The organism is Streptomyces flavovariabilis, from assembly GCF_000725785.1.
GTDB classification, from domain to species: domain Bacteria; phylum Actinomycetota; class Actinomycetes; order Streptomycetales; family Streptomycetaceae; genus Streptomyces; species Streptomyces hawaiiensis.
Genome location: NZ_JNXD01000020.1, coordinates 99089 through 121059 on the forward strand (window position 1 = coordinate 99089; position 21971 = coordinate 121059).

23 protein-coding genes and 1 pseudogene are annotated in these 21971 nt (G+C 69.1%); 19 read left to right on the top strand and 5 right to left on the bottom strand.

Annotated elements, in window-relative coordinates; genetic code table 11:
* Positions 1 to 372 precede the first annotated feature (372 nt).
* Positions 373 to 633: a WXG100 family type VII secretion target gene (locus IO24_RS0129985; RefSeq protein WP_031141039.1), complete on the bottom strand. Its 261-nt coding sequence runs from the start codon at positions 631 to 633 to the stop codon at positions 373 to 375.
* A 204-nt stretch (positions 634 to 837) separates the two neighbouring features.
* Here IO24_RS0129985 and IO24_RS0129990 point away from each other — a divergent pair, with 204 nt between their 5' ends.
* Complete coding sequence (locus IO24_RS0129990) at positions 838 to 1098, top strand: hypothetical protein (protein ID WP_031141042.1); 261 nt, start codon at positions 838 to 840, stop codon at positions 1096 to 1098.
* A gap of 39 nt (positions 1099 to 1137) precedes the next feature.
* Positions 1138 to 1977 (top strand): hypothetical protein, encoded by an 840-nt coding sequence (locus IO24_RS0129995; RefSeq protein WP_031141044.1) that lies wholly within the window; start codon positions 1138 to 1140, stop codon positions 1975 to 1977.
* Between the two features lie 57 nt (positions 1978 to 2034).
* On the opposite strand, the gene IO24_RS0130000 is transcribed toward IO24_RS0129995, so the two are convergent.
* Both IO24_RS0130000 and IO24_RS42200 read right to left on the bottom strand, forming a co-directional pair.
* Positions 2035 to 3471 carry a hypothetical protein gene (locus tag IO24_RS0130000; RefSeq protein ID WP_031141046.1) on the bottom strand — a complete coding sequence of 479 codons (1437 nt, stop codon included), beginning with the start codon at positions 3469 to 3471 and terminating at the stop codon, positions 2035 to 2037.
* A 180-nt stretch (positions 3472 to 3651) separates the two neighbouring features.
* On the bottom strand, positions 3652 to 4329 hold the full coding sequence (locus IO24_RS42200) for a hypothetical protein (RefSeq protein ID WP_051905981.1): 678 nt from the start codon (positions 4327 to 4329) through the stop codon (positions 3652 to 3654).
* A 124-nt stretch (positions 4330 to 4453) separates the two neighbouring features.
* Here IO24_RS42200 and IO24_RS43535 point away from each other — a divergent pair.
* The 17 genes and pseudogenes from IO24_RS43535 to IO24_RS0130090 all read left to right on the top strand — a co-directional run.
* A pseudogene (locus tag IO24_RS43535) lies at positions 4454 to 4621 on the top strand (SIS domain-containing protein); the annotation flags it as partial.
* 432 nt (positions 4622 to 5053) lie between these two features.
* The gene (locus tag IO24_RS0130015; RefSeq protein WP_031141050.1) at positions 5054 to 5629 is read left to right on the top strand and encodes a hypothetical protein; all 576 of its coding nucleotides are present in this window, start codon (positions 5054 to 5056) and stop codon (positions 5627 to 5629) included.
* A 63-nt stretch (positions 5630 to 5692) separates the two neighbouring features.
* Positions 5693 to 6868, top strand: a complete 1176-nt coding sequence (locus IO24_RS0130020) for a hypothetical protein (RefSeq protein ID WP_031141053.1) — start codon at positions 5693 to 5695, stop codon at positions 6866 to 6868.
* A 47-nt stretch (positions 6869 to 6915) separates the two neighbouring features.
* Entirely contained in the window at positions 6916 to 7494 is a 579-nt protein-coding gene (locus IO24_RS0130025; protein ID WP_031141055.1) for a hypothetical protein, read from the top strand.
* Positions 7495 to 7553: 59 nt separating this feature from the next.
* Positions 7554 to 8393: a hypothetical protein gene (locus tag IO24_RS0130030; protein WP_031141057.1), complete on the top strand. Its 840-nt coding sequence runs from the start codon at positions 7554 to 7556 to the stop codon at positions 8391 to 8393.
* Positions 8394 to 8937: 544 nt separating this feature from the next.
* The gene (locus IO24_RS0130035) at positions 8938 to 10863 is read left to right on the top strand and encodes a bifunctional polysaccharide deacetylase/glycosyltransferase family 2 protein (RefSeq protein ID WP_031141059.1); all 1926 of its coding nucleotides are present in this window, start codon (positions 8938 to 8940) and stop codon (positions 10861 to 10863) included.
* Positions 10864 to 10898: 35 nt separating this feature from the next.
* The gene (locus IO24_RS0130040) at positions 10899 to 12059 is read left to right on the top strand and encodes an LCP family protein (RefSeq protein WP_078899427.1); all 1161 of its coding nucleotides are present in this window, start codon (positions 10899 to 10901) and stop codon (positions 12057 to 12059) included.
* Positions 12060 to 12675: 616 nt separating this feature from the next.
* Positions 12676 to 13404, top strand: a complete 729-nt coding sequence (locus tag IO24_RS0130045; protein ID WP_031141062.1) for a hypothetical protein — start codon at positions 12676 to 12678, stop codon at positions 13402 to 13404.
* Between the two features lie 17 nt (positions 13405 to 13421).
* Positions 13422 to 14312, top strand: a complete 891-nt coding sequence (locus IO24_RS0130050; protein ID WP_031141065.1) for a hypothetical protein — start codon at positions 13422 to 13424, stop codon at positions 14310 to 14312.
* Positions 14309 to 15616, top strand: coding sequence for a TadA family conjugal transfer-associated ATPase (locus tag IO24_RS0130055; RefSeq protein WP_031141067.1), 1308 nt, complete (start codon positions 14309 to 14311; stop codon positions 15614 to 15616). The genes IO24_RS0130050 and IO24_RS0130055 overlap by 4 nt, the downstream gene beginning before the upstream one ends.
* A 46-nt stretch (positions 15617 to 15662) precedes the next feature.
* Positions 15663 to 16610, top strand: coding sequence for a type II secretion system F family protein (locus IO24_RS0130060; protein WP_037668812.1), 948 nt, complete (start codon positions 15663 to 15665; stop codon positions 16608 to 16610).
* Positions 16610 to 17533, top strand: a complete 924-nt coding sequence (locus IO24_RS0130065; protein ID WP_031141070.1) for a type II secretion system F family protein — start codon at positions 16610 to 16612, stop codon at positions 17531 to 17533. The genes IO24_RS0130060 and IO24_RS0130065 overlap by 1 nt, the downstream gene beginning before the upstream one ends.
* 74 nt (positions 17534 to 17607) lie before the next feature.
* Positions 17608 to 17859 carry a hypothetical protein gene (locus IO24_RS0130070; RefSeq protein ID WP_010041603.1) on the top strand — a complete coding sequence of 84 codons (252 nt, stop codon included), beginning with the start codon at positions 17608 to 17610 and terminating at the stop codon, positions 17857 to 17859.
* 29 nt (positions 17860 to 17888) lie between these two features.
* Positions 17889 to 18350 (top strand): TadE family protein, encoded by a 462-nt coding sequence (locus IO24_RS0130075; protein WP_031141073.1) that lies wholly within the window; start codon positions 17889 to 17891, stop codon positions 18348 to 18350.
* Positions 18351 to 18779 (top strand): TadE/TadG family type IV pilus assembly protein, encoded by a 429-nt coding sequence (locus IO24_RS0130080; RefSeq protein ID WP_031141075.1) that lies wholly within the window; start codon positions 18351 to 18353, stop codon positions 18777 to 18779.
* The gene (locus tag IO24_RS0130085) at positions 18776 to 19246 is read left to right on the top strand and encodes a pilus assembly protein TadG-related protein (RefSeq protein ID WP_031141077.1); all 471 of its coding nucleotides are present in this window, start codon (positions 18776 to 18778) and stop codon (positions 19244 to 19246) included. The genes IO24_RS0130080 and IO24_RS0130085 overlap by 4 nt, the downstream gene beginning before the upstream one ends.
* Positions 19247 to 19541: 295 nt before the next feature.
* Positions 19542 to 19772: a hypothetical protein gene (locus tag IO24_RS0130090; RefSeq protein WP_031141079.1), complete on the top strand. Its 231-nt coding sequence runs from the start codon at positions 19542 to 19544 to the stop codon at positions 19770 to 19772.
* A gap of 106 nt (positions 19773 to 19878) precedes the next feature.
* Here IO24_RS0130090 and IO24_RS0130095 read toward each other — a convergent pair whose 3' ends face one another.
* Both IO24_RS0130095 and IO24_RS0130100 read right to left on the bottom strand, forming a co-directional pair.
* Positions 19879 to 20937 carry a hypothetical protein gene (locus tag IO24_RS0130095; protein WP_037668814.1) on the bottom strand — a complete coding sequence of 353 codons (1059 nt, stop codon included), beginning with the start codon at positions 20935 to 20937 and terminating at the stop codon, positions 19879 to 19881.
* Positions 20934 to 21581: a hypothetical protein gene (locus IO24_RS0130100; protein ID WP_031141083.1), complete on the bottom strand. Its 648-nt coding sequence runs from the start codon at positions 21579 to 21581 to the stop codon at positions 20934 to 20936. The genes IO24_RS0130095 and IO24_RS0130100 overlap by 4 nt, the downstream gene beginning before the upstream one ends.
* Between the last annotated feature and the right edge of the window lie 390 nt (positions 21582 to 21971).

Genomic DNA, 21971 nt, shown 5'->3' on the forward strand with positions numbered 1-21971 from the left:
GGGAAGCATGCCGGCGTATTCCGAAACCGTGGCAGCGGCACTCACCCCGCGGGACCGCAGGTCCTGAACCAAGGAGCGCGAGGGGAGCAAGAAGAACAGGGCCATCCCTACGCACAACAGAAAGAGGCCGAACCCCGCCAGAATCACGCGGCGTTGCGGCAGCGGGGGGGGGGTCTATGCCTTTGCCTTGGCGACGCCCTGGCGGTCTCTTTCGACGTGAGGCGGGAGTTGATACTGCTCCGCAGGGCGTCTTCTTCTCTTCTTAGTCATGCAAGGTCCGCCGGGTCGCGCAGCCGGGGCACCCCGTTCGAGGTTCGACAACCTCGAAGGAATACCCCGGCAGGCCGCAGCGATCGTGCGTTCCGCGTCCGTTCAGGTCGCGCGCTCGATGTTGTCGGCGCTGGTGTTGGCCGACTTGCTCGCCTCGTTCAGCGTGTCGACCCACTTGTCGAACGTCGGCTTGATGTCGTGCCAGTCGTTCCGGAAGCGGTCGGCCTTGGGCCCCTTCCAGTACCCCGAGCTGTGGCTGGTGGCGGACTCCAGAGCCTTGATGAGGCCCTGGAGGTCGGTGGCCTTCTTGCCGAAGAGCTTGGACAGCTCCCGAAGCTGAGTGAGATCTGCACCGCGATCCATGGCGATCCTCCCCGTGTCACACACGTAAACGGACTATCCGTTTGCAACAAGGGACGCTACCGCACCAGACGTAGTTGCAATCCAGCACCTTCGGAGATGGGGGTTTCATGTGAACGAGTGGTGTTGGCGCGGGTCAGAAGGCTTATGAAGGTCTACACGCGGCGCCAGTATGCTGGGGCTCCTGGGACAGCGGGGGAGGCTGCTATGGCAAATCCAGACATTCAGGAACTCAACCAGCGGGCCGGCCAGCTGAGGTCGCTGGCCGACCACATCGACTCACTTGTCGATGCGGCCAAGAAGCACAGCACCATTGGTATGAAGACCTGGTCGGGTCCGAACGCGGAGGACGTGCGCGGGCGGCTCAAGACGTGGCACACGACGTGCGGCACGGTCGCCAAGGCGCTGCGCGACGAAGCGCACCAGTGCGCGCAGGACGCCAAGGACCTGAAGGACGAGAAGAAGTAGCAGGGGCTGCCCCTGTTGCGGCGAGAGGAATTCGCACCAGTGCCCTCGTACGACAGCTCCCGGGCCCGCTTCCGGCTGGCCGATCGTCACATCGCCGTGTTCGCGCACCTCTTGGACGGCGAGACGCCCCCCGAGGAGCTGTGGGAGTCGCTGGTCGAGCTCCAGCGCATCGGCCTGGTCGGTGAGGAGGGAGAACTGGCTCCCGTTCTCCGCCGGCCGCTCGGCGTCCTGGCCGACCCGATGGTCATGGTCCAGGTGGAGATCACAGGCGAGCACGGCGTGGTCAACCACGGTGTGATCGTGGGCCAGGAGGCCGTGATCTCACACGACGGCTGGCCGGGGGAGGAGGAGTCCGAGTACGTCTCCATCGAGCCGAACACCCTCGTGTGGGAACTGGCCCGCAAGGTCAACCTGCACCGGACGGAGAAGCCGGAGGAAGGCGCTCCCGAGGTCCGTGTCGAGACGACCATGGGTGCTCTGGACGCCGCGTTCGTCGCCCTGGAAGAGCCCGGCGCCGATGACGACACGACCCGCGACCTTGTTCGCAAGGCACTCGTCGAGGCGGACACCAGCCTCACGGATCCGGCCCTGGGCCGGCTCCTGGACCTGGTCGTCTCCTTGAACGCCACCTGGCGCATCACCACCGCCTGGGACGGCGAACACGAGGGTCGGCGCTCCACCATGGTCCGCGCCCTGGCCGCCTGGGACTGCGGGCCGCTCGGCTACTGGATCCGCGAGCAGCCCGAAGAACCGATCATGCCGGGCCAGGTCGGCCCGGACAGCGCACTCGTCCTGGTGAAGTCCGACTCCGCCGAAGTGTGGAAGAAGATCACGGATCTGCTGCCGGACAAGGATGAACTGCTGATCGCGGACGAGTAGCCCCTGGAGTCCCGTACGTGACCGAGGTGTCATCACCCTCAGTCCCTGAGCCGTGAGTCAGAACCAGTTCATCGGATTCGCCTTGGATTCGGCGATGCTCTTCCCCAAGTCCTTGGCCTTGTCGCCGGCCCAGCCGGCCGCCTTGCCCGCGCCCTCCTTGATGTCGTCCCAGTGCTGGACGACCTTCGCACCGCCGTAGACCAGACCCGTCCCGACCGCCAGGCCGATGGTGACCGGGTTCGGGGCGACCATGGCGGCCGTGAGAGAGGCGTTGAAACCGACCTCGGCGACGTCGGCGACGTAAGCCGCACCCTTCTTCTTGAAGGCGTCGACGGGGTTGCCCTGAGAAATGACGTTGGCGGCGCTGAAGCCGGTCGACAGGACACCGCCCACGATGCCGGCGCCGCGCAGGAACCCTGCGGTCTTGGCGGCGGCGCCGAGGCCGGTTCGGAGGGCCCCGGCGCCCCGCGCGGCGTTGGTGGCCTCCGCCACGGAGTTGGCGAACCGCTGGCTGTTCGCGGCCTTGGTGAACACCTTGATCAGGCTCGCGTTGCCGGCGCGGGCGACAGCCTGGCCGGAGTGCGTGAAACCGCCGTACATCTTGGCCGCCTGGTCGGAGCCGACCAGGAAGTCGATGACGCCGTTGGCGCGGAGGGTGTTCATCAAAGGCGTGGCGCGCGCCCAGTTGTAGCCCTGGCCGATCAGGTCTCCGCGAATGCCGCTGGTGAGGGGGATGCGGGAGAGGCTCTGATAGGTGGTGCTCCGGCCGAAGAGCGAGCCGAGCTGACCGGGCAGCCAACTGCCCGGCGCGCTCAGTGAACGCAGTTTCGGAGTCCACTTGACCAGGCCGTTGCCTGCGGACCGTATGAGCCCGCTCTCGGAGCCGCGCAGGACCACGCCGAGCCGCGTCTTCCAGGTCCGAAGGGCGCCCGCCTTCAGGGAGTTGCCCAGCAGTACCTTGGTCAGTGAGGTGCCCTGGAGGGTGACGACGGCCGTGGCGGCGGTCACCGAACCCCAGTCGCCGTACAGGCCGATCATGGAGGCGATCGTCTCTTCGTGCGGCTGGAGCCCGGGGATCCGGGCGATGGCGTGGGCCTCCAGCCGCTCGATCCAGTCCGCCAGCGACTCGTCGGGCTGTCGCTTGAACTTGTAGGCGTTCGGATCGTCGCTGGCCGCCACGGAGTTGGCCAGCACGAGGGCGTCGGGGCCGAGGCCCTGGCTCTTGTACTTCTCGATCTCCTTGGGGCTGAACCCGGCCCACATGAGTCCGGCCTGCGGGTCCCCGCTCTCCAGCCGGGCGAAGACGGCCCGCTTACGCAAGTCCGGTGCGGTGTCCTTGACCCAGCCGCGCAAGGGCTTGAGCGTGGTCAGCTTGCTCGTCACGCCGAGCCTGGACGCCCTGGTGAATGCTTCATCCACTTTGTCCTGGACCCCGCCGCGCCCGTCGAGCAGCTTCGCGAGCTGGTCAAGGTCGTCCGGATTCACATTCCGCATGCCCACGTTTCAGATCCCCAGAGCCGTGTTCCGGAACCAGCCGGTCAAGGCTGTGAAGTCGCTGACCCATTTTACGGACGAGGGTTCCCGCGAGACCGTTGGATCACCGTCTCTTTACCGTGTGCATACGCACTCTTGAGGGAGATCACAGCCTCTGCATCGCACGTTCCGGGGTCGCCCTCACCCCGTACGCAGGAGTGCGTATGCGAAGACCAGGCGTCGATCCAGCCACGCGGCCCGAACCAGGAACCTGAGGTCGCCCTCGGAGGTCAGGACGAGTTCGTCACCGGCTTTCCATTCGAGGACCCGCGACTTGGCCGGTTGGTCACCGCCTTCCGCGCCCATGTCGGCGACGGCCTGGACGACGCCCAGCAGCAGCTTGCCGGCACCGCGCTGGACCATTTCCCTGGGGCCGCCCTGCGCCCACTCCGCGCTGCTCACGATCTCGGGGTGCCCCGGTTGGGCGATGCGCCACGTCGGCTTCAGGGCGTGCTTCAGCGGAGCGATGCGCTGGATGGTTCCGATGGCCTCTCCCCGCTCGTCGCGCACCATGTGGTGGCGCCGGCCCTCGACGTCCTGCGGCTCGTCGAGCGAGCAGATCAGCCTGCCGCCCTCGGCGTCCTCGTACAGGCGCCGAGCCTCCGCAGCCGAGGACTGCGGAGGAAAGAAGGCACAGGGGGCGTTGACACGTCGGCCTCCCGAACTGTGCGGGACCCTGAACGCACGGACGCCGGGCGCGGCACGCTTGCGCTGTTCCGCGGCAGGCCGTTCCTCGTCGGTGATGGCGAACTCCCAAGCGTCCGTCCACGGGACGACAGGGACGGGAGGTTCGTCGACGTGCCTGTTCTTGCCGAACACGGTGCCTCTCCGGGGCGCTTCGGGGATGGGTTCCGACCCTAACCCCAGCCGGTGAGGTCGCTCGATGGGGAGGCCGAGCTGTGCACTCCTGCGCGTGCTACGCGCTTGTCCGCTTCATCCGCACGACCTCACCGACGTCCTCGTCGTCACCGTCAGCCAGTCGGGCGGCTCCCCGGACCTGGTCGCCTCGACCCGGGCCGCCCGCGAGGCCGGCGCGATCACGCTCGCCGTCACCAACAACCCGGACTCACCTCTCGCCGGCGTCTCCGAGTACCACATCGACATGCCCGCTTCTTCAACTCGGCTGCGTCATCGCCCGGCGTGGGCCCCACGTTCTCTTCCTCCCCGTTTGCTGCTGGTGCCTGCCGCGCTCGCGCATTGGCCCACAGCATCGCTGGGGAAGCATACGGGGGCGGTGCTCGGCCATCCGAAGGCGTTGAAAATCTCCCCGACCGTCACATGGTCGCCACAATCCATAAGGCCCTCTCATTACGAGCACCCGCTGATCGCGCCGAGAGGGACTGCGCCTGCTCTGGTCCGACAACATCCGCTATGCCCGGAAGTCCCTGCATGGTGCCGATGGTCCCCGGGTATCTTGGCTCCCGGCCTTGCGATTACCTTGGCTTTGCAGTGGCTTTGCGTGCGCCGCTTCGGTCGGCTCGCTGTCGTGGGCGGTGGGTAGCCTGACCGGATCGGAAGGCAAGCGGAACGTAAGGGGACCATCGTGGGCGGCGCGGACGGTCATGGAGCGGGTGCATCGACAGGGCCGTACGGGCAGGCGGTGGTATATGAGGAGAAGCTGCCGAGGCGCTGGACGATCGTTACCACGATGGTGATAGCCGGCTGGGTCGCTTATCAGGCCGGCATCCTGCTTCCTGAGGACAGCACGGTTTGGTTCGTCATTCTCGGTTTCTCGACGCTTATCGCGCTCGTATTCAATGCCGTTCCGATTTCAAAGCGCATCTATCATCGAGTCCATGTCCGAAGCGGGCAGCTGACCGTGGGACGGGAGACGATTCCGGTGGAGTCGTTGACAGTCGACTCACTTCGGGAGGCTCGTGATCAGCCGTCGGACACGGAGTGGGCAGCGTCCCTGGCCTCGCGGTCGCGTGAGGAGCTCGCGGAGTTGCGACGGAGGAGCCGTGCGGCCGAGCCGCCCCGGATCATGGGTGGGGGATGGTCCGTGCCGACGGGCATGGACCAGATCGTGGTCGAGACCGCACAGGGCGAGTCGTTGCTGATCGCCACCCACCACCGCGAGGCACTGCTGGACGCACTCATGCGAGCCCGGCAGACCTGAAGCCGAGGCCCGGCTCCTGGGCCCAACGACCAAGGAGCCGAATTGATCACCTGAAGGAGCTTTGTGACCGGTAAGCCGAACAGAGTGGTGAACCCGCAAGACCTGGAGCAACTGGCCAAGTTGCTCGATGGGCGGGGAGGAGTCGGGGACAAACTCGGCGAGGCGTTCACGCGGGCCTCGGCGCTCGGAGTGTCCGGCAAACTGACTGCGATACGCCCGATGCATTCCTGGCTGTCGGAAACGGCGCCCGAACTCCGCAGGAAGGCGGCCTATGCTCGCCTTGAGGACGGCGACCCGCTGGCCGGACTGTTGCTTGCCGGATTCACCCCTGAGCAGCTCAAGAACAAGGATCTGCCACCGGACGTCCTGTTGGTGGCCAATGCGACCGCGTCCGACGGCGAGGTCGACGACGGCTGGCTCAAGAAGAAGGACGGCGAGACCCTCGACGACTGGCTCGTCAGGGTGCAGGGCGACGCCGTCACTCAGCTCACCGGCAACGAGAAACTGGGTAAGGCGGTCGCGACGTACATCGAGGGGGCCGCCAACCTGTCGGCCTTCTTCACGTCGTCGACCACGGCGCTGCTGGGCGGCAAGTCCCTCATCTCGTACTTCAAGAGCTCCAAAGTGCTCAATGCGCCGGGCACCCTCACCGCCCGCCTCATCAACGGTCACTGGGACAAACTGTCCAGGATCCCCAGGGCGGGGAGCTGGCTCAGCCGAGTGCCCGTCAGCGTGCTCTCCGGCTCCGATGAGGCGGCGATGCTCGCCGGATACATGCGCAAGGGCGCCTTCTACATGCCCACCTCCACCGAGGCCAACCTGCTCCGCGTCGCTCAGCGCGGTGGTCTCGCCAACGCGGCCAAGGCCGCCGGATGGATGCGCGGCGCCGGCATCGTCGGTTCCGTCGGTGCCACCGCCTGGGGCGTCGCGAACCTGGCGACCATGGATCACGGCAAGGCGTGGAAGGAGGACAAGGCCAAGTACCTCTCCAACTGGACCGGTACGGCCTTCAACGCCTCGCTCACCGCCGCTATGGTCGCCCCCAACCCGGTCACCGTCGGTCTGGCTGTCGGCACCGGCCTGGCCTATGCCGGAACACTGGTATGGGACAACTGGGACAGCATCAGCGATGGTGCGGAGGAGGCCGCGGACTGGGTCGGTGACAAGGCCGACAAGGCCGGCGAGGCCATCTCCGACGGTGCCAAGGCACTGGGTAGCGCCCTCAACCCGTTCGACTGATGCCGACCGTGGCACAACCGCGCCGAGCGGCGCGAGGGGAAGGAACCATGCAGCAGCACACGTACACGCTCGACCACTGGGAGGACCGTTCAGGTCATCGGCTGGCCTGGAAGTTCGGGTACCGGGGCACGGCAGGGGAGTTCGGCAGGATCGAGGTGGTCTACCCGGCGAGCAGGCGCGGCGACCGTCATGTGACCGAGGTCAAAGGCGACACGGTGCCGGTCACCTCCTTCATGGGCTGGGCCTACGGACGAAAGCCCTCGCTCTACATGGCGGAGCTCAGTGTCGGCGGGGCCGGAGTCCGGCTCAAGCGCAACCGCTGGGCGCAGACCAGAGCCGGACGCGCGGTGCGGATGCAGGTTGCCGGGCGGGAGTATCGCTATCTGGCGACCAGCGCACGGCACCGCGACCGGGCCCTGACCCGGAACGGGGTGGAGGTCCGGATCCGTCGCCACGGCAGCGGTGCGCGGAAGAAGGCCACCTTCACCGTCCTGGGCCCGGCCGACGCCACCGACCTCGCCCTGGCCGCCGTGATGTGCGGCGTCAACACCCGAAACCTCACCAGAGGCGGGGCCGTTCGGGCCTTCTTCGGCAGGTCGATGCAGTGGCTGGACGTCTTCCAGTGACCCCCATGAACTCCCTGAGCCATCCCGGCAAACGTTTCCGCTGACGAAAGCGACACCCAATGCCCTCGTATGACAGCACGCGGGGTCGGTTCCGGCTTGCCGAGAACCACCTGGCCGTCCTCGGTCACCGTATCGAAGGGGAGGAGGTGTCCTCGGAGCTGGCCGAGGCCGAACGCGAACTGCGCGAGGCCGGCCTGACCGACCAGGCCGGAAACCTCGACTTCGCGCTGAGCCCGCTGGTCAGCACCTTGCGGGCTCCCACCGTCGTCCTCCACGTGGAGGCGCTCGGTGAGCATGGCACCCTCCACCACGGCGTCACCATCGGCGACGGCTACGTCTACTCCCATGAGTCCTGGCCGGGCTACGCGGAGTCGGAGTATGTCCGGCTGGAGCCGAACATGCTCGTCTGGGCGCTGGCGCGGATGGTCAACCTCCAGGGGGATGACCAGGTGGACGTGGCCACGCCCGAGATCGATGCCACGATGGCCGTCCTCGACGCGGGGCTCGCCACCCTGGACCGCCTCCAGGGTCTGACGGCCGAGGAGGGCACCGACCGGATAGCAGAGGCGCTGAAGGGCGCCGGGCTCACCCGGAAGTCACAGCTCAGCACCCTTGCCAAGTTGATCGCCGGGATGCGTTCCAGCTGGCGGATGACCGCTGCCTGGCAGGGGCACGATGAAGGGTCCCCTGCCCGGCAGGTGCGCGGATTCGCGGTGTGGGACTGCGGCCCCCTCGGCTACTGGCACCGAGAACTACCCGCCGAGCCGATCCTGCCCGGCCAGGTGGATGAGAACACTCCGCTCAGGCTGGTCCGGGTCGATGCCAAGAAGGTCTGGCAGCTGATCACCGATCTGCTCCCGGCCGCGGAGGAGTTCGCGACGGCGCCGCACCCAGGGTGAGTGGGGCCTGCCCGGAATCATGCCGGGCCGTGCCGCGCAGCGGCAAAAGTGTCCGCCGCGCGGCACGGCTTGGTCCAGTCTGTGAGAGGCCCCAGCGGCTGACGGCTTGGACTTCCTGAACGGTGACGTCCTGGGCGTTGCCGGAGGCGCCGTTCCGGCGCGCGAACCCGCCAGCCTGTGAAGGTCGCCGTTCCACCCGTACGGCCCGGCCGCCGAAACTACACTCGCGCCCCATGCGCAACTCCCGCAGCACCACGGCGAATACGGCACCCCGAGCATCCGGCGCGTTCAACCGACGCGTGTGGAGAAGACAGCCCGCCGAGGGCGCGGGAGCAGGGCGCTGGCCGGAGCCCGGGGGCGGTGACGTCCCCTGAACCCCGCCGCGTCCAAAGCCCGGGCCCGTCACAAACAATCCCGCGACCCCCGAGCCCACTGGCTCCTGCTCGCCCTCACCCTCCCCCTCGTCTTCGCCCTGCTGCTCTTCGAAGGCTGGACCTCGCACGAGGTCGACGCCGCGAAGGCGCGGTCGCCCTGTACGGCACCCGTGCCGGAGGCCGTCGCGAAGGGCGGGCCCGTGATCGGGATCAACGGGGACGGGATACGGACCGCGTCGATGCCCGCCCGGACCGTGGCGCTCACCTTCGACGGGGGGCCCGACCCCGTCTGGACACCCCGGTTGCTCGGCCTGCTGCGCAGGAACGACGCCCGGGCGACCTTCTTCGTGCACGGTGCCCAGGCCGCCCGGCATCCGGAGTTGATCCGGCGGATCCGGGCCGAGGGGCACGAGATCGGGTCGAACACGTACACCGGGGCCGTGCTGGGGGAGTCGTCCGGGCCCCGCTTCCAGGCCGAACTGGAGCTGACGCAGAGCGTCCTCGCGGGGACCACCGGCGTACGGACCAATCTGCTGCGGATGCCGCGGACCACGTCCCCCGACACCCTGTGCGGACGGGAGTGGCAGGCCGCACGGCAGGCAACCGGGTACGGGTACGTGCTCGTCGCCGCCGACAAGGGTTCGCGAAGGCCGGCACAGGGGATCGTCCGGCAGCTCAGCCAGACGGAGAGCGCCTATCAGGAGGCGCGCAGGCTTTTGAGGAATGGGACCGTCGACCGGTTCACCACCGTGTCGGAGGGGATCGGGCTCGTGCCCTACACGTCCCCGTCCCTGGTCGAGCGGTGGGCCGGGCAGGGGCTGATCCGGATCACCGGCCTCGGGCAGGTCTTCTCCACCGCCATGATCTGGATCCTCGGCGTCGCCGGTGGCCTCGGCGTGCTGCGGCTGTTGCTGCTCGCGCTCTTCGCCCGGGCCCATGTGCGGCGGCTGGAGCGTTTCCGGACCGGTGCGCCCTGGATGCGGGACACGTCCGGGCCCGTGACCGTGCTCGTCCCGGCGTACAACGAGGAGGCCGGGATCGGGTCGACCCTGCGGTCGCTGCTCGAGTCCACCCACCGGGAACTCCAGATCATCGTGATCGACGACGGGTCCTCCGACCGGACCGCCGACATCGCCGAGAACATGGGGGATGCGCGGGTGGAGGTCGTACGGCAGGCCAATGCCGGGAAGGCTGCGGCCCTCAACACCGGGCTCGCTCACGCCCGCCACGACATCGTCGTGATGGTCGACGCCGACACGGTCTTCGAGCCCGACGCCGTCGAGCGGATCGTGCAGCCGCTCGCGCACCCGGCCGTGGGCGCCGTCAGCGGCAACACCAAGGTCGGCAACCGGCGCAGCCTGCTCGCACGGTGGCAGCATCTGGAGTACGTGTTCGGGTTCAACCTCGACCGGCGCATGTTCGAGGTGCTGGAGTGCATGCCGACCGTGCCGGGTGCCATCGGGGCGTTCCGCCGGGACGCGGTGATCGGTGTCGGCGGGGTCAGCGAGGACACCCTCGCCGAGGACACCGACCTGACGATGGCCCTGTGGCGTTCCGGCTGGCGGGTGCTGTACGAGGAGTCCGCCGTCGCATGGACCGAAGTGCCCACCACCGTCCGGCAGTTGTGGCGGCAGCGGTACCGGTGGTGCTACGGCACGCTGCAGGCCATGTGGAAGCACCGCGGAGCCCTGCTCGGCACCGGTCCCGCCGGGCGGTTCGGGCGGCGCGGGCTGACGTATCTCGCGCTCTTCCAGGTCGCGCTGCCGCTGCTCGCGCCCGTCATCGACGTCTACGCCCTCTACGGCGTGCTGTTCCGCGACCCGTGGGAGTCGGCCGCCGTCTGGTTCGCGTTCCTCGGCGGGCAGATCGTCTGCTCCGGTTACGCCTTGAGGCTCGACGGCGAGCCGGTGCGGGCCCTGTGGTCGATGCCGTTCCAGATCGTCGTCTACCGGCAGTTGATGTATCTCGTCGTCATCCAGTCGCTGGTCGCGCTGCTGCTCGGCAGCCGGCTGCGGTGGCAGCGGATGCAGCGGTCCGGGACGGCCGCTGAACAGATCGGTGGGCCCGTCCCGTATAGGAGTGTGCCGATGCGCTGACCCGAGAGCCCCCCCACAGCACCTTCGAGGCGTCGATGAGCGACTGGACCGACCGCCCGGGTACATCCCCGCCGGAGTGGACCCCACGGCGGGAACCCCTGGCCCCGCCACCCTCGACCCGCACCGCCCCGCTGCCCGGCATGCCCTCGCCCGCCGCACCCGGACGCTACGACAGCGGCCCTCATCCGCGTGGCGGCCGGGGCAGCAGGAACCGGCGCCGGCCCAGCCGTCGCCGCCGGTACCTGCGGACGGCGGCCGTCCTGTCGTCCGTGCTGCTGCTCGGCGGCGCCGGTACGTACGTCTGGGCCGACACCCGGCTCGACCAGCAGGTCGACCTGGGTGCGCTCGGCGGCAGGGTGCCGCCGGGCAAGGGCACCACCTACCTGGTCGTCGGCTCCGACAGCCGCGAGGGACTGTCGGAGCAGGACCGCAAGGACCTCAACACCGGATCGGCCGAGGGCCGCCGTACCGACTCGGTGATCCTGCTGCACACCGGCGCGAACGGCACCACGATGCTCAGCCTGCCGCGCGACTCCTGGGTGACCCTCCCGCCCTACGTCGACCCGGGCACCGGCCGCGGCTACCGGGCCGCGCCGAACAAGCTGAACGCCGCGTTCTCGCTGGGCGGCCCCGGCCTGCTGGTGCGGGCCGTGGAACGCAACACCGGCCTGCGCATCGACCACTACGCGGAGATCGGCTTCGCCGGCTTCGTGGGCGTGGTGGACGCGGTCGGCGGCGTCGACCTGTGCCTGGGCCGGCCCGTGCGGGACGAGGACTCCGGAGCGAACCTGCCCGCCGGCTGCCAGACCCTCGACGGCGCCGAGGCGCTGGCCTTCGTACGGCAGCGCAAACAGGAGGACCAAGGGGACCTGGGCCGCACCCGCAACCAGCAGAAGTTCCTCGCCGCCCTCGCCCGGAAGGCGGCCGACCCGGCCACTCTCGCCGACCCGTCGAAGTCGTTCCCGACCCTGAGCGCGGGACTCGACACGCTCATCGTCGACGACGGTACCGAACTGCCCGACCTCATGGCGCTGTTCGAGGCCCTGCGCAAGGCAACGGGCGGCGGTGGCCGCCAGCTCAACGTGCCCGTGGCCGACCCGGACCTGCGCACCTCCAAGGGCAGCGCGGTGAAGTGGGACGACCGGCGGGCCCGCGCCCTGTTCAGGGCCCTGCGCGAGGACCGGCCGCCCGGCTGATCAACGAGCCCTGCCGAGCCCGGCCGACGGGGACGTCAGCGGGCCGTACCCGCTCGCCGCCCACGCGCTCCGCCCGGCCGGAACCTCGAAACAGGGCACCGTGCGGCCGTTCTCGTCCGTGCCACTCTGCTTGGATCTTCACGACCGCTACAGGCCGTACCTGTCCACGCCCTTGGACGCTGACGGTCGTCGCCCCCACGAGGGCGGAGTTGCGCGACGCCTCGGCCCGGCTTCGTGTGTGAATCGTGCAGGCATGATGGCCGAAAGGTGACGAACCCGCCGACCGACAAGGGCAGTTGGCGCCCGCGGCGATTCGCTGGTGCACAGGTGCCACCGTCATGTGGGGCTGGTCCCGGCAGGGTTGAACGGGCGCGACATTGCAGATGGATAACAGGCCGCACCCTGTGGCCGGTGGGGCCGGACGCGCCTTGAGGGGCTTATGTGCGGCTGATACGGTGCGATGGCTTGACACTCACCCCCAGTGCCGGCCATTCGCCCAGGTCGGGCGGGTACGTCCGGCTCGTCCCGTACTTCTTCGTGCGGGCCGACGCGGGTGAAGTGTCCGAATTTGAAGGCACATGACAGACATCTTCTTGGGTGTACGGGGAGCGGTTGCGTGAAGATCCAAGAGCGTACGGGGGCGGGCGCCGGTCGCTCCGCCGCTCCGGCTCAGCCGTCGGTCGGTGACCGGCTTCCCACCCCGCCTCGCGAGCGCAAACCGGCACTGGCCGCGCTCGCGGTGCTGCTGATCCTGGTGGGTGCCCTGGGCGCGACCATGCTCGTGCTCCAGGCCGGTGAGCGCATCGAGGTCGTCAAGGTCACCCAGGCGATCCCCGCGGGCGGCTCGGTCAACACGTCGAACGCGACCCCCGTCATGGTCGCCAAGGACGACAGCATCCACTACATCGAGTGGACGCAGCTGGACCAGCTGAAGAAGCTGAAGGCCGTCAACGCCATCCCCGCCGGAGTCGTCGCGGTCGGCGAGATGTTCGGCGACGAAGCGGGTGTCGCCGCCGGCAAGGCCACCGTGGGCCTGTCCCTCAAGGCCGGCCAGTACCCGACCGGCATCAAGCAGGGCGACACCGTCGCGGCCTACCGCGTCAACTCCGCCTCCGGCTCGAGCAACAGCAACTCCTCGTCGTCGGCGACCAACAGCTCCGTCATCGTCGACAACGCCCGCGTCACCTACGTTCCGGGCCCGAAGGACGGCGGCGACGAAATCGTCGGCAGCACCAACCTGGCGGTCACCCTGACCGTCGACAGCGACAAGGCCGCCGACCTGGCCCAGGCCGCCTCCAACGGCGAGGTCGCTCTCGTCCAGGTCCCCGGTAACTCCGGCAACTAGAAGGCGGCACTCGACCCATGGCGCTCATCGCTCTCGCCGCCGACAAGGGTTCCCCCGGCGTCACCACCGCGGCCGTCGCTCTCGCGGCGGTCTGGCCGCGGCGTGTCCTGCTCGCCGAGGCGGACCCGGCGGGCGGTGACCTCGTCTACCGCAGTGCCGCCGCGCACGGCGGACCGCTCAACCCCAACACCGGCATGCTGTCCATCGCCGCGACCGCGCGCCGCGGCCTCGTACCGGACCAGCTCTGGGACCACGTACAGCCGCTGAGCGGAGGACTGGAAGTCCTCGTGGGGCTCGGCATCGCCGAACAGGCCGCCGGACTCGCGGGGCTGTGGCCGACCCTCGGGCACGCCTTCAACTCCCTCGCCGACTCCCCGAACGCCGCCGCCGACGTCATCGCCGACTGCGGACGCATCAGCGGCGACACCCCCGCCGTGGAGCTGTTCCCGCACGCCGCGCTCGTGCTGCTCGTCTCGCGCACCGAACCGGAGGCCATCGCCCGCGTCCGCGACCGTGCCGCCGCCCTCGCGGGCAAGCTGCACGGCGGGCCCCGCGGCGCCGCGAGCATCGCCACCCCGATGATCGGCGTCGTCCTGATCGCCGACACCGGCACGGCCGGCAAGCTCGCCTCGCAGGTCAACGACATGCTGGTGCACGCCCAGACCGGCGCCCGCGTGGTCGGCACCATCGCCGACGACCCGGCCGGCGCCGACCAGCTGGCCGGCCGCAAGCGCGGCCGCCTCGACAAGTCGCTGCTGATCCGCTCGGCCCGCAAGGTCGCAGCCGACCTCTACCAGCAGTACGGCGCCGCCTGGGCCGCCTCCGCCCAGGCCAACCAGGCACCCCAGGCCCACCACGCCCCGCACGCCCCGGGCCGGATGCAGGGCCACGCGGGGGCCGGCGCATGACCGCTGTCGACCACCAGTTGGTCAAGCGGTTCCGTCAGGACGCCGGCGACCGCATAGCCGAGCAGCGCCGACAGGACCAGGTCGCGGGCGTCACCCCGATGTCCCCGGAGGACGAACGGCAGTACGCCCGTGCCGTCATAGCCCAGATTCTGGAGGAGTACGCCCGCGCCGAGATCAACGCGGGCCGTACGCCGCTGGACGCCGAGACCGAGGAGCAGTACGCGGCCGCCGTGCACGCCGCGCTGTTCGGCGTCGGCCGGCTCCAGCCGCTGCTGGACAACCCCGAAGTCGAGAACATCGACATCAACGGCTGTGACCAGGTGTTCGTCGGGTATGCCGACGGGCGCGAGGAGAAGGTCGACCCCGTAGCCGAGACCGACGAGGAGCTCATCGAGCTCATCCAGGTGCTGGGCGCGTACTCGGGTCTGTCCTCGCGGCCCTTCGACTCGGCCAACCCCCAGCTCGACCTGCGGCTCCCCGACGGTTCGCGTCTGTCGGCCGTCATGGACGTCACCCGGCGCCCCGCGCTGTCCATCCGCCGCGCGCGCATGGGCAAGGTGTTCATCTCCGACCTCGTCGGCAACGGCACCCTGTCGCCCGAGGTCGCCCACTTCATGGCCTGCGCGGTCCGCGCCCGCAAGAACATCATGATCGCCGGCGCGACCAACGCCGGCAAGACCACGCTCCTTCGGGCCCTCGCCAACGAGATCCCGCCGCACGAGCGCCTCATCACCGTCGAACGGGCCCTGGAGCTCGGCCTCGACACCTTCCCCGACCTGCACCCCAACGTCGTCGCCTTCGAGGAGCGCCTGCCCAACTCCGAGGGCCAGGGCACCATCTCGATGGCGGAACTGGTGCGACGCTCGCTGCGTATGAACCCCTCCCGCGTCATCGTCGGTGAGGTCCTCGGCGACGAGATCGTCACCATGCTCAACGCGATGTCCCAGGGCAACGACGGCTCACTGTCCACGATCCACGCCAACAGCTCCCACGAGGTCTTCAACCGTATTTCCACCTACGCGTTGCAGGCCACGGAACGGCTGCCCATCGAGGCCAGCCAGATGCTGATCGCGGGCGCGGTCAACTTCGTCGTCTTCATCCAGCGGCGCAACAACTACGGCAACGGCGGCCGCCTCCAGCGCATGGTCACCTCCGTCCGCGAGGTCAACGGCGTCGACGGACGGGTGCTGTCCAGCGAGGTGTTCGCGGAGGCTCCCGACGGCCGGATCGTGCCGCACGCCCCCATAGCCTGCCTGGAGGAACTGATGGCACACGGCTACCGGCCGACCGGGACCTGGGGGTGAGCCGCGGATGAACACGACATACGCGGCACTCGGCTCGCTCGGCTCCATGGGCGGCCTGTTCTCCACCACCGTCCTGTACTCGATAGGGAGCGGCGTCGCCGTCGGCGGCGGCCTCGCCCTCCTCCTCATCGCCGTACGCGGGCTGCCCGCCAAGCCCGACCACGAGAAGCAGAAAGCCGCCGAGCGGGCGAGCGAACTCATCCGCTTCGCCGGCCGGCGCGGCTCCCTCGCCGCCATCGTCGGCCTGGTCGTCCTCGTCCTCACCCGCTGGGCCGTCGCGGGCATCGCGGCCGGCGTCCTCGTCTTCTTCTGGGACCGTCTGTTCGGCGGAGCCGGCGAGGAACGGGCCGCCATGCGCCGTGTGGAGGCCCTGGCCTCCTGGACGGAGTCCCTGCGCGACACCATCGCCGGCGCCGTCGGCCTGGAGCAGGCCATCCCGGCCTCCGCCCGCGCCGCGGCTCCCGTCCTGCGGCCCCACCTCGACGCCCTCGTCGACCGGCTGCGCGCCCGCACCCCGCTGCCCGAGGCGCTCCAGCAGCTCGCCGACGAGATCGACGACGCCTCCGCCGACATCATCGTCGCGGCCCTCATCCTCAACGCCCGCCTGCGCGGCCCGGGTCTGCGCCAAGTCCTCGGCGCCCTGGCCAAGTCGGCCCGCGAGGAGGTCGACATGCGCCAGCGGGTCATGGCCCAGCGCGCGTCGACCCGCCGCTCGGTGCAGATCGTCGTCGCGGTCTCCGTCGCCTTCGTCCTCGGCCTGTCCGTCTTCAACCGCGACTTCGTGGAGCCGTACGGAACGGCCGTCGGCCAGCTCGTCCTGGCGTGCGTCTGCGGCCTGTTCGCGCTCGGCTTCTGGTGGCTGCGCAAGCTGTCCACCATCGAGACACCCGAGCGCTTCCTGGTCCGCGACGAGGCCTCCGTCCAGTTCGTCCGTCCGAGGACGCCGTCGCAGCCCTCCCAGCAGCGGCTGCCGCAGGAAGAGGGGGCTCGCTGATGGACCTCACGATGCCGCTCGTCGTCGGTGCCGTCATCGGCCTGGGCCTCTACGCCCTCGTCCGCGCCCTCATGCCCAGCAAGCGCAGCGCGATCTCACAGGTCGCGCGGATCGACGCGATGCGGGCCCGCGGCTCGGCCTACGAGTCGGCCCGCGTCGAGCGGGAGAAGGGACGCCTGGGCGCGCTGCGGGCTGAAGTCGGCCTGCGCGTCTCGGAGTTCTACCTCCAGCAGGGCTGGGAGCAGCGCTCGCTGCGCGCGGACCTGGCGGTGCTGGACCGCAGCTGGGAGAAGTTCCTGGCGACGAAGGTGCTGCTCGGCGTGGCCGGCCTGTTCTTCGGCCCGTTCCTCTTCGCCATCGTCTACACGCTGGGCTTCGGCAGGAGCCCGATCATCCCGGTCTGGCTGGCCCTGCTCTTCGCGGCGATCTTCTTCTTCCTGCCCGACCTGGAGGTACGGCGGGACGCGGCCGACAAGCGGCGTGACCTGCGGCGCGTGATCGGCGCGTACCTCGACCTGGTGTCGATGAGCCTCGCCGGCGGACGCGGTCTGCCCGAGGCCCTGATGGCGGCCGCCGAGATCTCCGACGGCTGGGCCAACCAGCGCATCCGCAACGCCCTGTCCGACGCCCGCATCACCGGCGTCAGCCAGTGGCAGGCGCTCGGCGCGCTCGGCGAGGAGATCGGCGTCGAGGAACTCAAGGACCTCTCCGCCTCCCTGGCCCTGGTCGCCGACGACGGTGCCAAGGTCCGCGAGTCCCTCGCCTCCCGCGCCGAGACCATGCGGCACCGCGAGCTCGCCGAGATCGAGGGCAGCGCGGGCGAGAAGTCCCAGTCGATGCTCGTGGCGCAGCTGCTGCTGTGCGCAGGGTTCCTGGTGTTCCTGATCTTTCCGGCGGCGATGCGGGTGTTCCAGGTGCAGTGAGCCGTGCATGAGCCTTGCAGCGACCTTCACAACTCCAGAACTTCCGTGAACCGATTTCGAAAGGACAAGACGTCATGAACGGACGCAACTTCCACACCGGTATCCCCGCCGTGGACTTCCTCGTCACCTTCCTCCAGGCCCGCACCGAGCGTGCCCGCTCCGGCGAGCTGGACCGCGGTGCCTCCGCGGTCGAGTGGGTCATCATCAGCGCGGTCGTCGTGGCGATCGTCGGTGTCGTGGCCGCCATCATCAACGCCGCACTGAGCGAGGGCGCCAACAAGGTCGGCGACTGCATCAAGGGCGCGGACGCGGGCAAGACCTGCTGATCGTCTCAGGAGCGACGGGGTTCACGGGGATGCCGGCAGACGTGGGCAGACGGGTACGCCGCTGGGTGCGGGCCGTACGGAAACGGGCGGCCACCCGCGGCGACTCAGGCATGACCGCGATCGAGTTCGTGCTGCTCACCCCGGTCCTCTTCTTCATGATCTTCGCGACCGTGCAGTTCGCCCTGTACTTCTTCGCGGACCACGTGGCCCAGGCGGCGGCCCAGGCCGGAGCCCGCAAGGCCCGCGCCACGGCCGACGAACAGCCGGGCGCGTGGCGGGGCGATGCGCGGGACGTGGTGGACAGCTACATCCGGCAGCTCGGCCCCCAACTGGTCCTGTCCCCGGACGTGACGATGGTGCAGCCGGAGCAGAACACGGTGGGCGTGGAGATCACGGCGAAGGTGCCGACGGTGTTTCCCGGGCTGGATCTGACGGTGCACGCGCAGTCGGCCGGGCCGGTGGAACGGTTCGTACAGGACGACGGGAAATGAATGTCTGTCCCTTCCCTTCCGAAGGGCCGCCGGTCGCAGGACGACCGAGGCCTGTCCACCGTCGAGGTCGTGATCCTCGCACCGGTGATGATCCTGTTCATCCTGGTCCTGGTGGCCTTCGGCCAGCTCGTGGACGGCCGCGGAGCGCTCGACGGCGCGGCCCGGGACGCGGCCCGCGCGGGTTCGATCCAGAAGGACCACGCGACGGCCATGGCCGAGGCGAGGAAGGCCGCGGAGGCGAACCTGACGGACGTCTGCTCGGGCCCGGTGTCCGTCGTGCAGACGAGCCAGGGCTTCGAGCCGGACACCATCTTCACGGTCGAGGTGAGCTGTCAGGTGCGGGGTCTCGCCATGCTCGGCCTCGACGTCCCGACGACGCTGACGGCGAGCTTCAGCTCCCCGCTCGACCCGTTCAGGAGGTCGGCATGAGTCGGCTCCGGCTGTACCTGCGGTCGTGCCGGGCGGCCCGTCGCGCCCATCTGGACGACCGGGGCTCCGGCGCCGGCGCGGTCATCATCTTCACGCTCGTCTTCCTCTCCCTCTCCGCGTTCGTCATCGACGGCGGCCTGTCCATCTCCAAGCGGGAACGCGCCGCCGACATCGCCGAACAGGCGGCCCGTTACGCCGCCCAGGACATCGACCGCGACGCCCTCTACGAGAACGAGGGCGGCCCCGCCCCGATCAACTTCGAGAACTGCGACGCCCGCGTGAAGGCCTTCGCCCGCGAGATGGACATGACGGGCGCGGACATCGGAGCGACCCACTGCGTGGCGGCGAACGCCGAGCAGGTCGAGGTCGAGGTGCAGCTCACCTACTCCCCGGTCTTCACCGGGATGTTCTACGGCGGCGACGTGGTGGTGCACGGGCAGGCGGTGGCGCAGAACGAGGTCGGCTGAGCCGATCCGGAACCTTCGGCGAATCTGCACACCGTTCACTGTGAGGATGGGACGGGATGGGGCAGGTCCTGAGCCCGGGCCATTTCCCGCGCTGTGGACCATATTCCCGTACCGCGAAGTGGCTGAAGGTGTGAAGGCCACGAGGTTTCCGGTGACCGAATGGTCACAGTCATGAATTCGCCCTCCGAAATCCGGCTCCCGTCCGTAATCACTGACTGGCCGTGCCTTCTTCCGACGTGCTTTGATCGGTCGCACTCGAGCACTTCGAATTCTTGAACGAAGGGAACCGCCCTCCATGGCCTTCACCCCGCAGATCCAGACCGCCCAGATGTCCGACGCCGAGCTGGACACGATCGCAGGCGGTCAGGCGGGTGGCGCCACCGCGGGTGCCGGCGCCGCGGCCGGTCTCTACGTCGAGACCACGGCCGCGGGCCTCACCGCCGGCGTCGGCGGCGGCGTGGGCCTCGCCCTCTCGCCGCAGGGCATCGCGGCGGACCTGCACCTCAACGCCGCTGTCGCCTCCTGACAGAACGCGCGCGAAAAGGCCCCGGATCCTCGGATCCGGGGCCTTTTCGCGTCTCTCGGGCAGCGGTCTGCCCGCCCTCGCAATTCGTTGACCGTCAGGTGCCGCCTCAGCGGTTGATCGACTGGATCTCCTGGACGTTCATGTCCTGCGTGGTCTCGAACGTGCCGTCCGGAAGGTCGCCGCCGGAGCCGTCGGAGCCCTCCCAGGTGATCTGCCAGGTGACGCTGGCCGAGAGCTGGTACGGGGCACCGTCGGTCGCGCGGAGGTAACGGATGCCGCACGGCGGGATCTTGTCGGCGGCACCCTTGGTGTACGGCGTCCCGATGGAACCGTCGTCGTTGATCTCGCAGTCGCCGGAGGCCGGGAAGACCTCGGCGTCCTTGGTGCCAGGGTTCAGGTGCAGGGCGACCGGCTTGGCGGTGGTCTCCGCCCACAGGCCCGTACCGGGGAGCTCCGCGCGCACCTTGACGTCCTGGAAGGTGCCCTTGTCCAGCCAGACCCAGGTCGGCAGGTTCACCGTCGACCTGGCCGCCGGCTTCAGCTCCACCTCCGTCTCGGGGACCTTCACCTTGTCGTAGGCGTAGTCGGCGAGGGTCTCGGCCGTGGGAGCGTTGGGGTCGTCGGGGATCTGGCCCGCGTCCTGCCAGAACATGAGCCGACTGCACAGCGAGGTGTCGTCGATCTCGGTGACGTCCGGAGCCACTCCGCGCCAGAAGTAGCCCTTCTTGCCGAGGTTGTAGTTCTTGTACCCCTTCACGGTGGCCGGCTTGGTGAAGATGGTGTTGGCGTCCTTCTCGTCCCGGAAGTGGTCGGTCCAGAGTTCCGAGCCGTACCAGCCGTCACGCAGACCGACATCGCCACTGCCGTCGTTCTCCGAGAAGTTCTTCAGCTGCTCGGGGGTGAACACGGGCTCGTACCAGCACGGCGGCGGCTTCCAGTTCACGTCCGTCGACGCGACGGTGCCCTGCTTGCCGCCGGTGGGTCCGCTGGTCTGCGTGACCTTGATCCGGGACTGTGAGGCGGAGGCGGAGAGTTCACCGCTGTCGTTGGTGCCACCTCGCACATCGCTGCCGGGACCTCCGAAGGCGCCGGCCGGTGACGAGCTCAGCAGTGTCACGACCAGGGACGTCGTGATCAGGGGTATCGCTCGGTGCGGCGCCTTCACCGGGAGCACTTCCCTCGTTCACCGCGCACCGACGAGTTCTGCCACACGCCCTGCTCGTTCTTCGTCAGGGAGAGCGAGTACAGGACGTAGGGGTTCGTGCCCTCCGGGTTCCCCTCGACCTTGCCGGTCTTGCGGTTCCTGGTCTTCGCCTCGGTCTCGTCCGTACAGTAAGTCAGCGCCGCTCCCTTGCCGTTCTCCGCCAGGGTGACCTTGGGGTTGAAGACGGGCAGCTTGCCGATGACGGTGAAACCCTTGTCCGTATAGGACTTGATCCACTGCTTGGTCTGTCCGCGGACGCCTTCGGTGTCGTAGAAGGTGACGGCTTCACTGTCGGGGTCGTTCGCGATGACCGCCGCGTATCCGGCCCGGAGCTCCTCCTTGCCGTCGTTCAACACCGCCTGCTCGACCGGATCGCTGCTCGTCCAGTTCTCGAAGGTCAGCTGGAAGCTGCTGGGGAGCTTGATCACCGGGCGCTTGACGCCGGGCGCCGAGGACGACGGCGAGGCCGACGGGCTGCCCGAGCTGTTGCCCGCGCCCTTGATGTCGTCCGACGGCGAATCGTCACCCCCGCCGCAGGCGGTCAGAAGCAGCGCTGCCGCCGTGGCAAACGCGGCGGCAGTCGTGGGCAGTGCGCGGCGGGCCACAGTTGATCTCCCCCGTAGTTTCGGTGTACGCGACAGGAAACGAAGCTATCAGGGGTGGATCACGACGCCATGAGAGGCCGTGGGGGATTGTGTGGGGAAGGTGAGGAGTGTGACGTGGCGGTTGCGAACGGTGCTGCTCATGCCCTTCCCTCACCGCCACTCCGCTTGCGTCGCTCAGCGGTTGATCGACTGGATCCCCTGGACGTTCATGTCCCGGGTCGTCTCGAGCTGCCGTTCGTGACGTCCGGGCGGTCGGTGCCGGCGGGGCCGGACGCGGACGACGATGGGTGCCGGGCCACGGCTTCTCCCCCGAGGTTCGACATGTGCAACTGAGAACGAAGCCGCCAGGGGCGGGAGTTGGGTGCCTGGTCGGCCATGGGTGATTGTGTG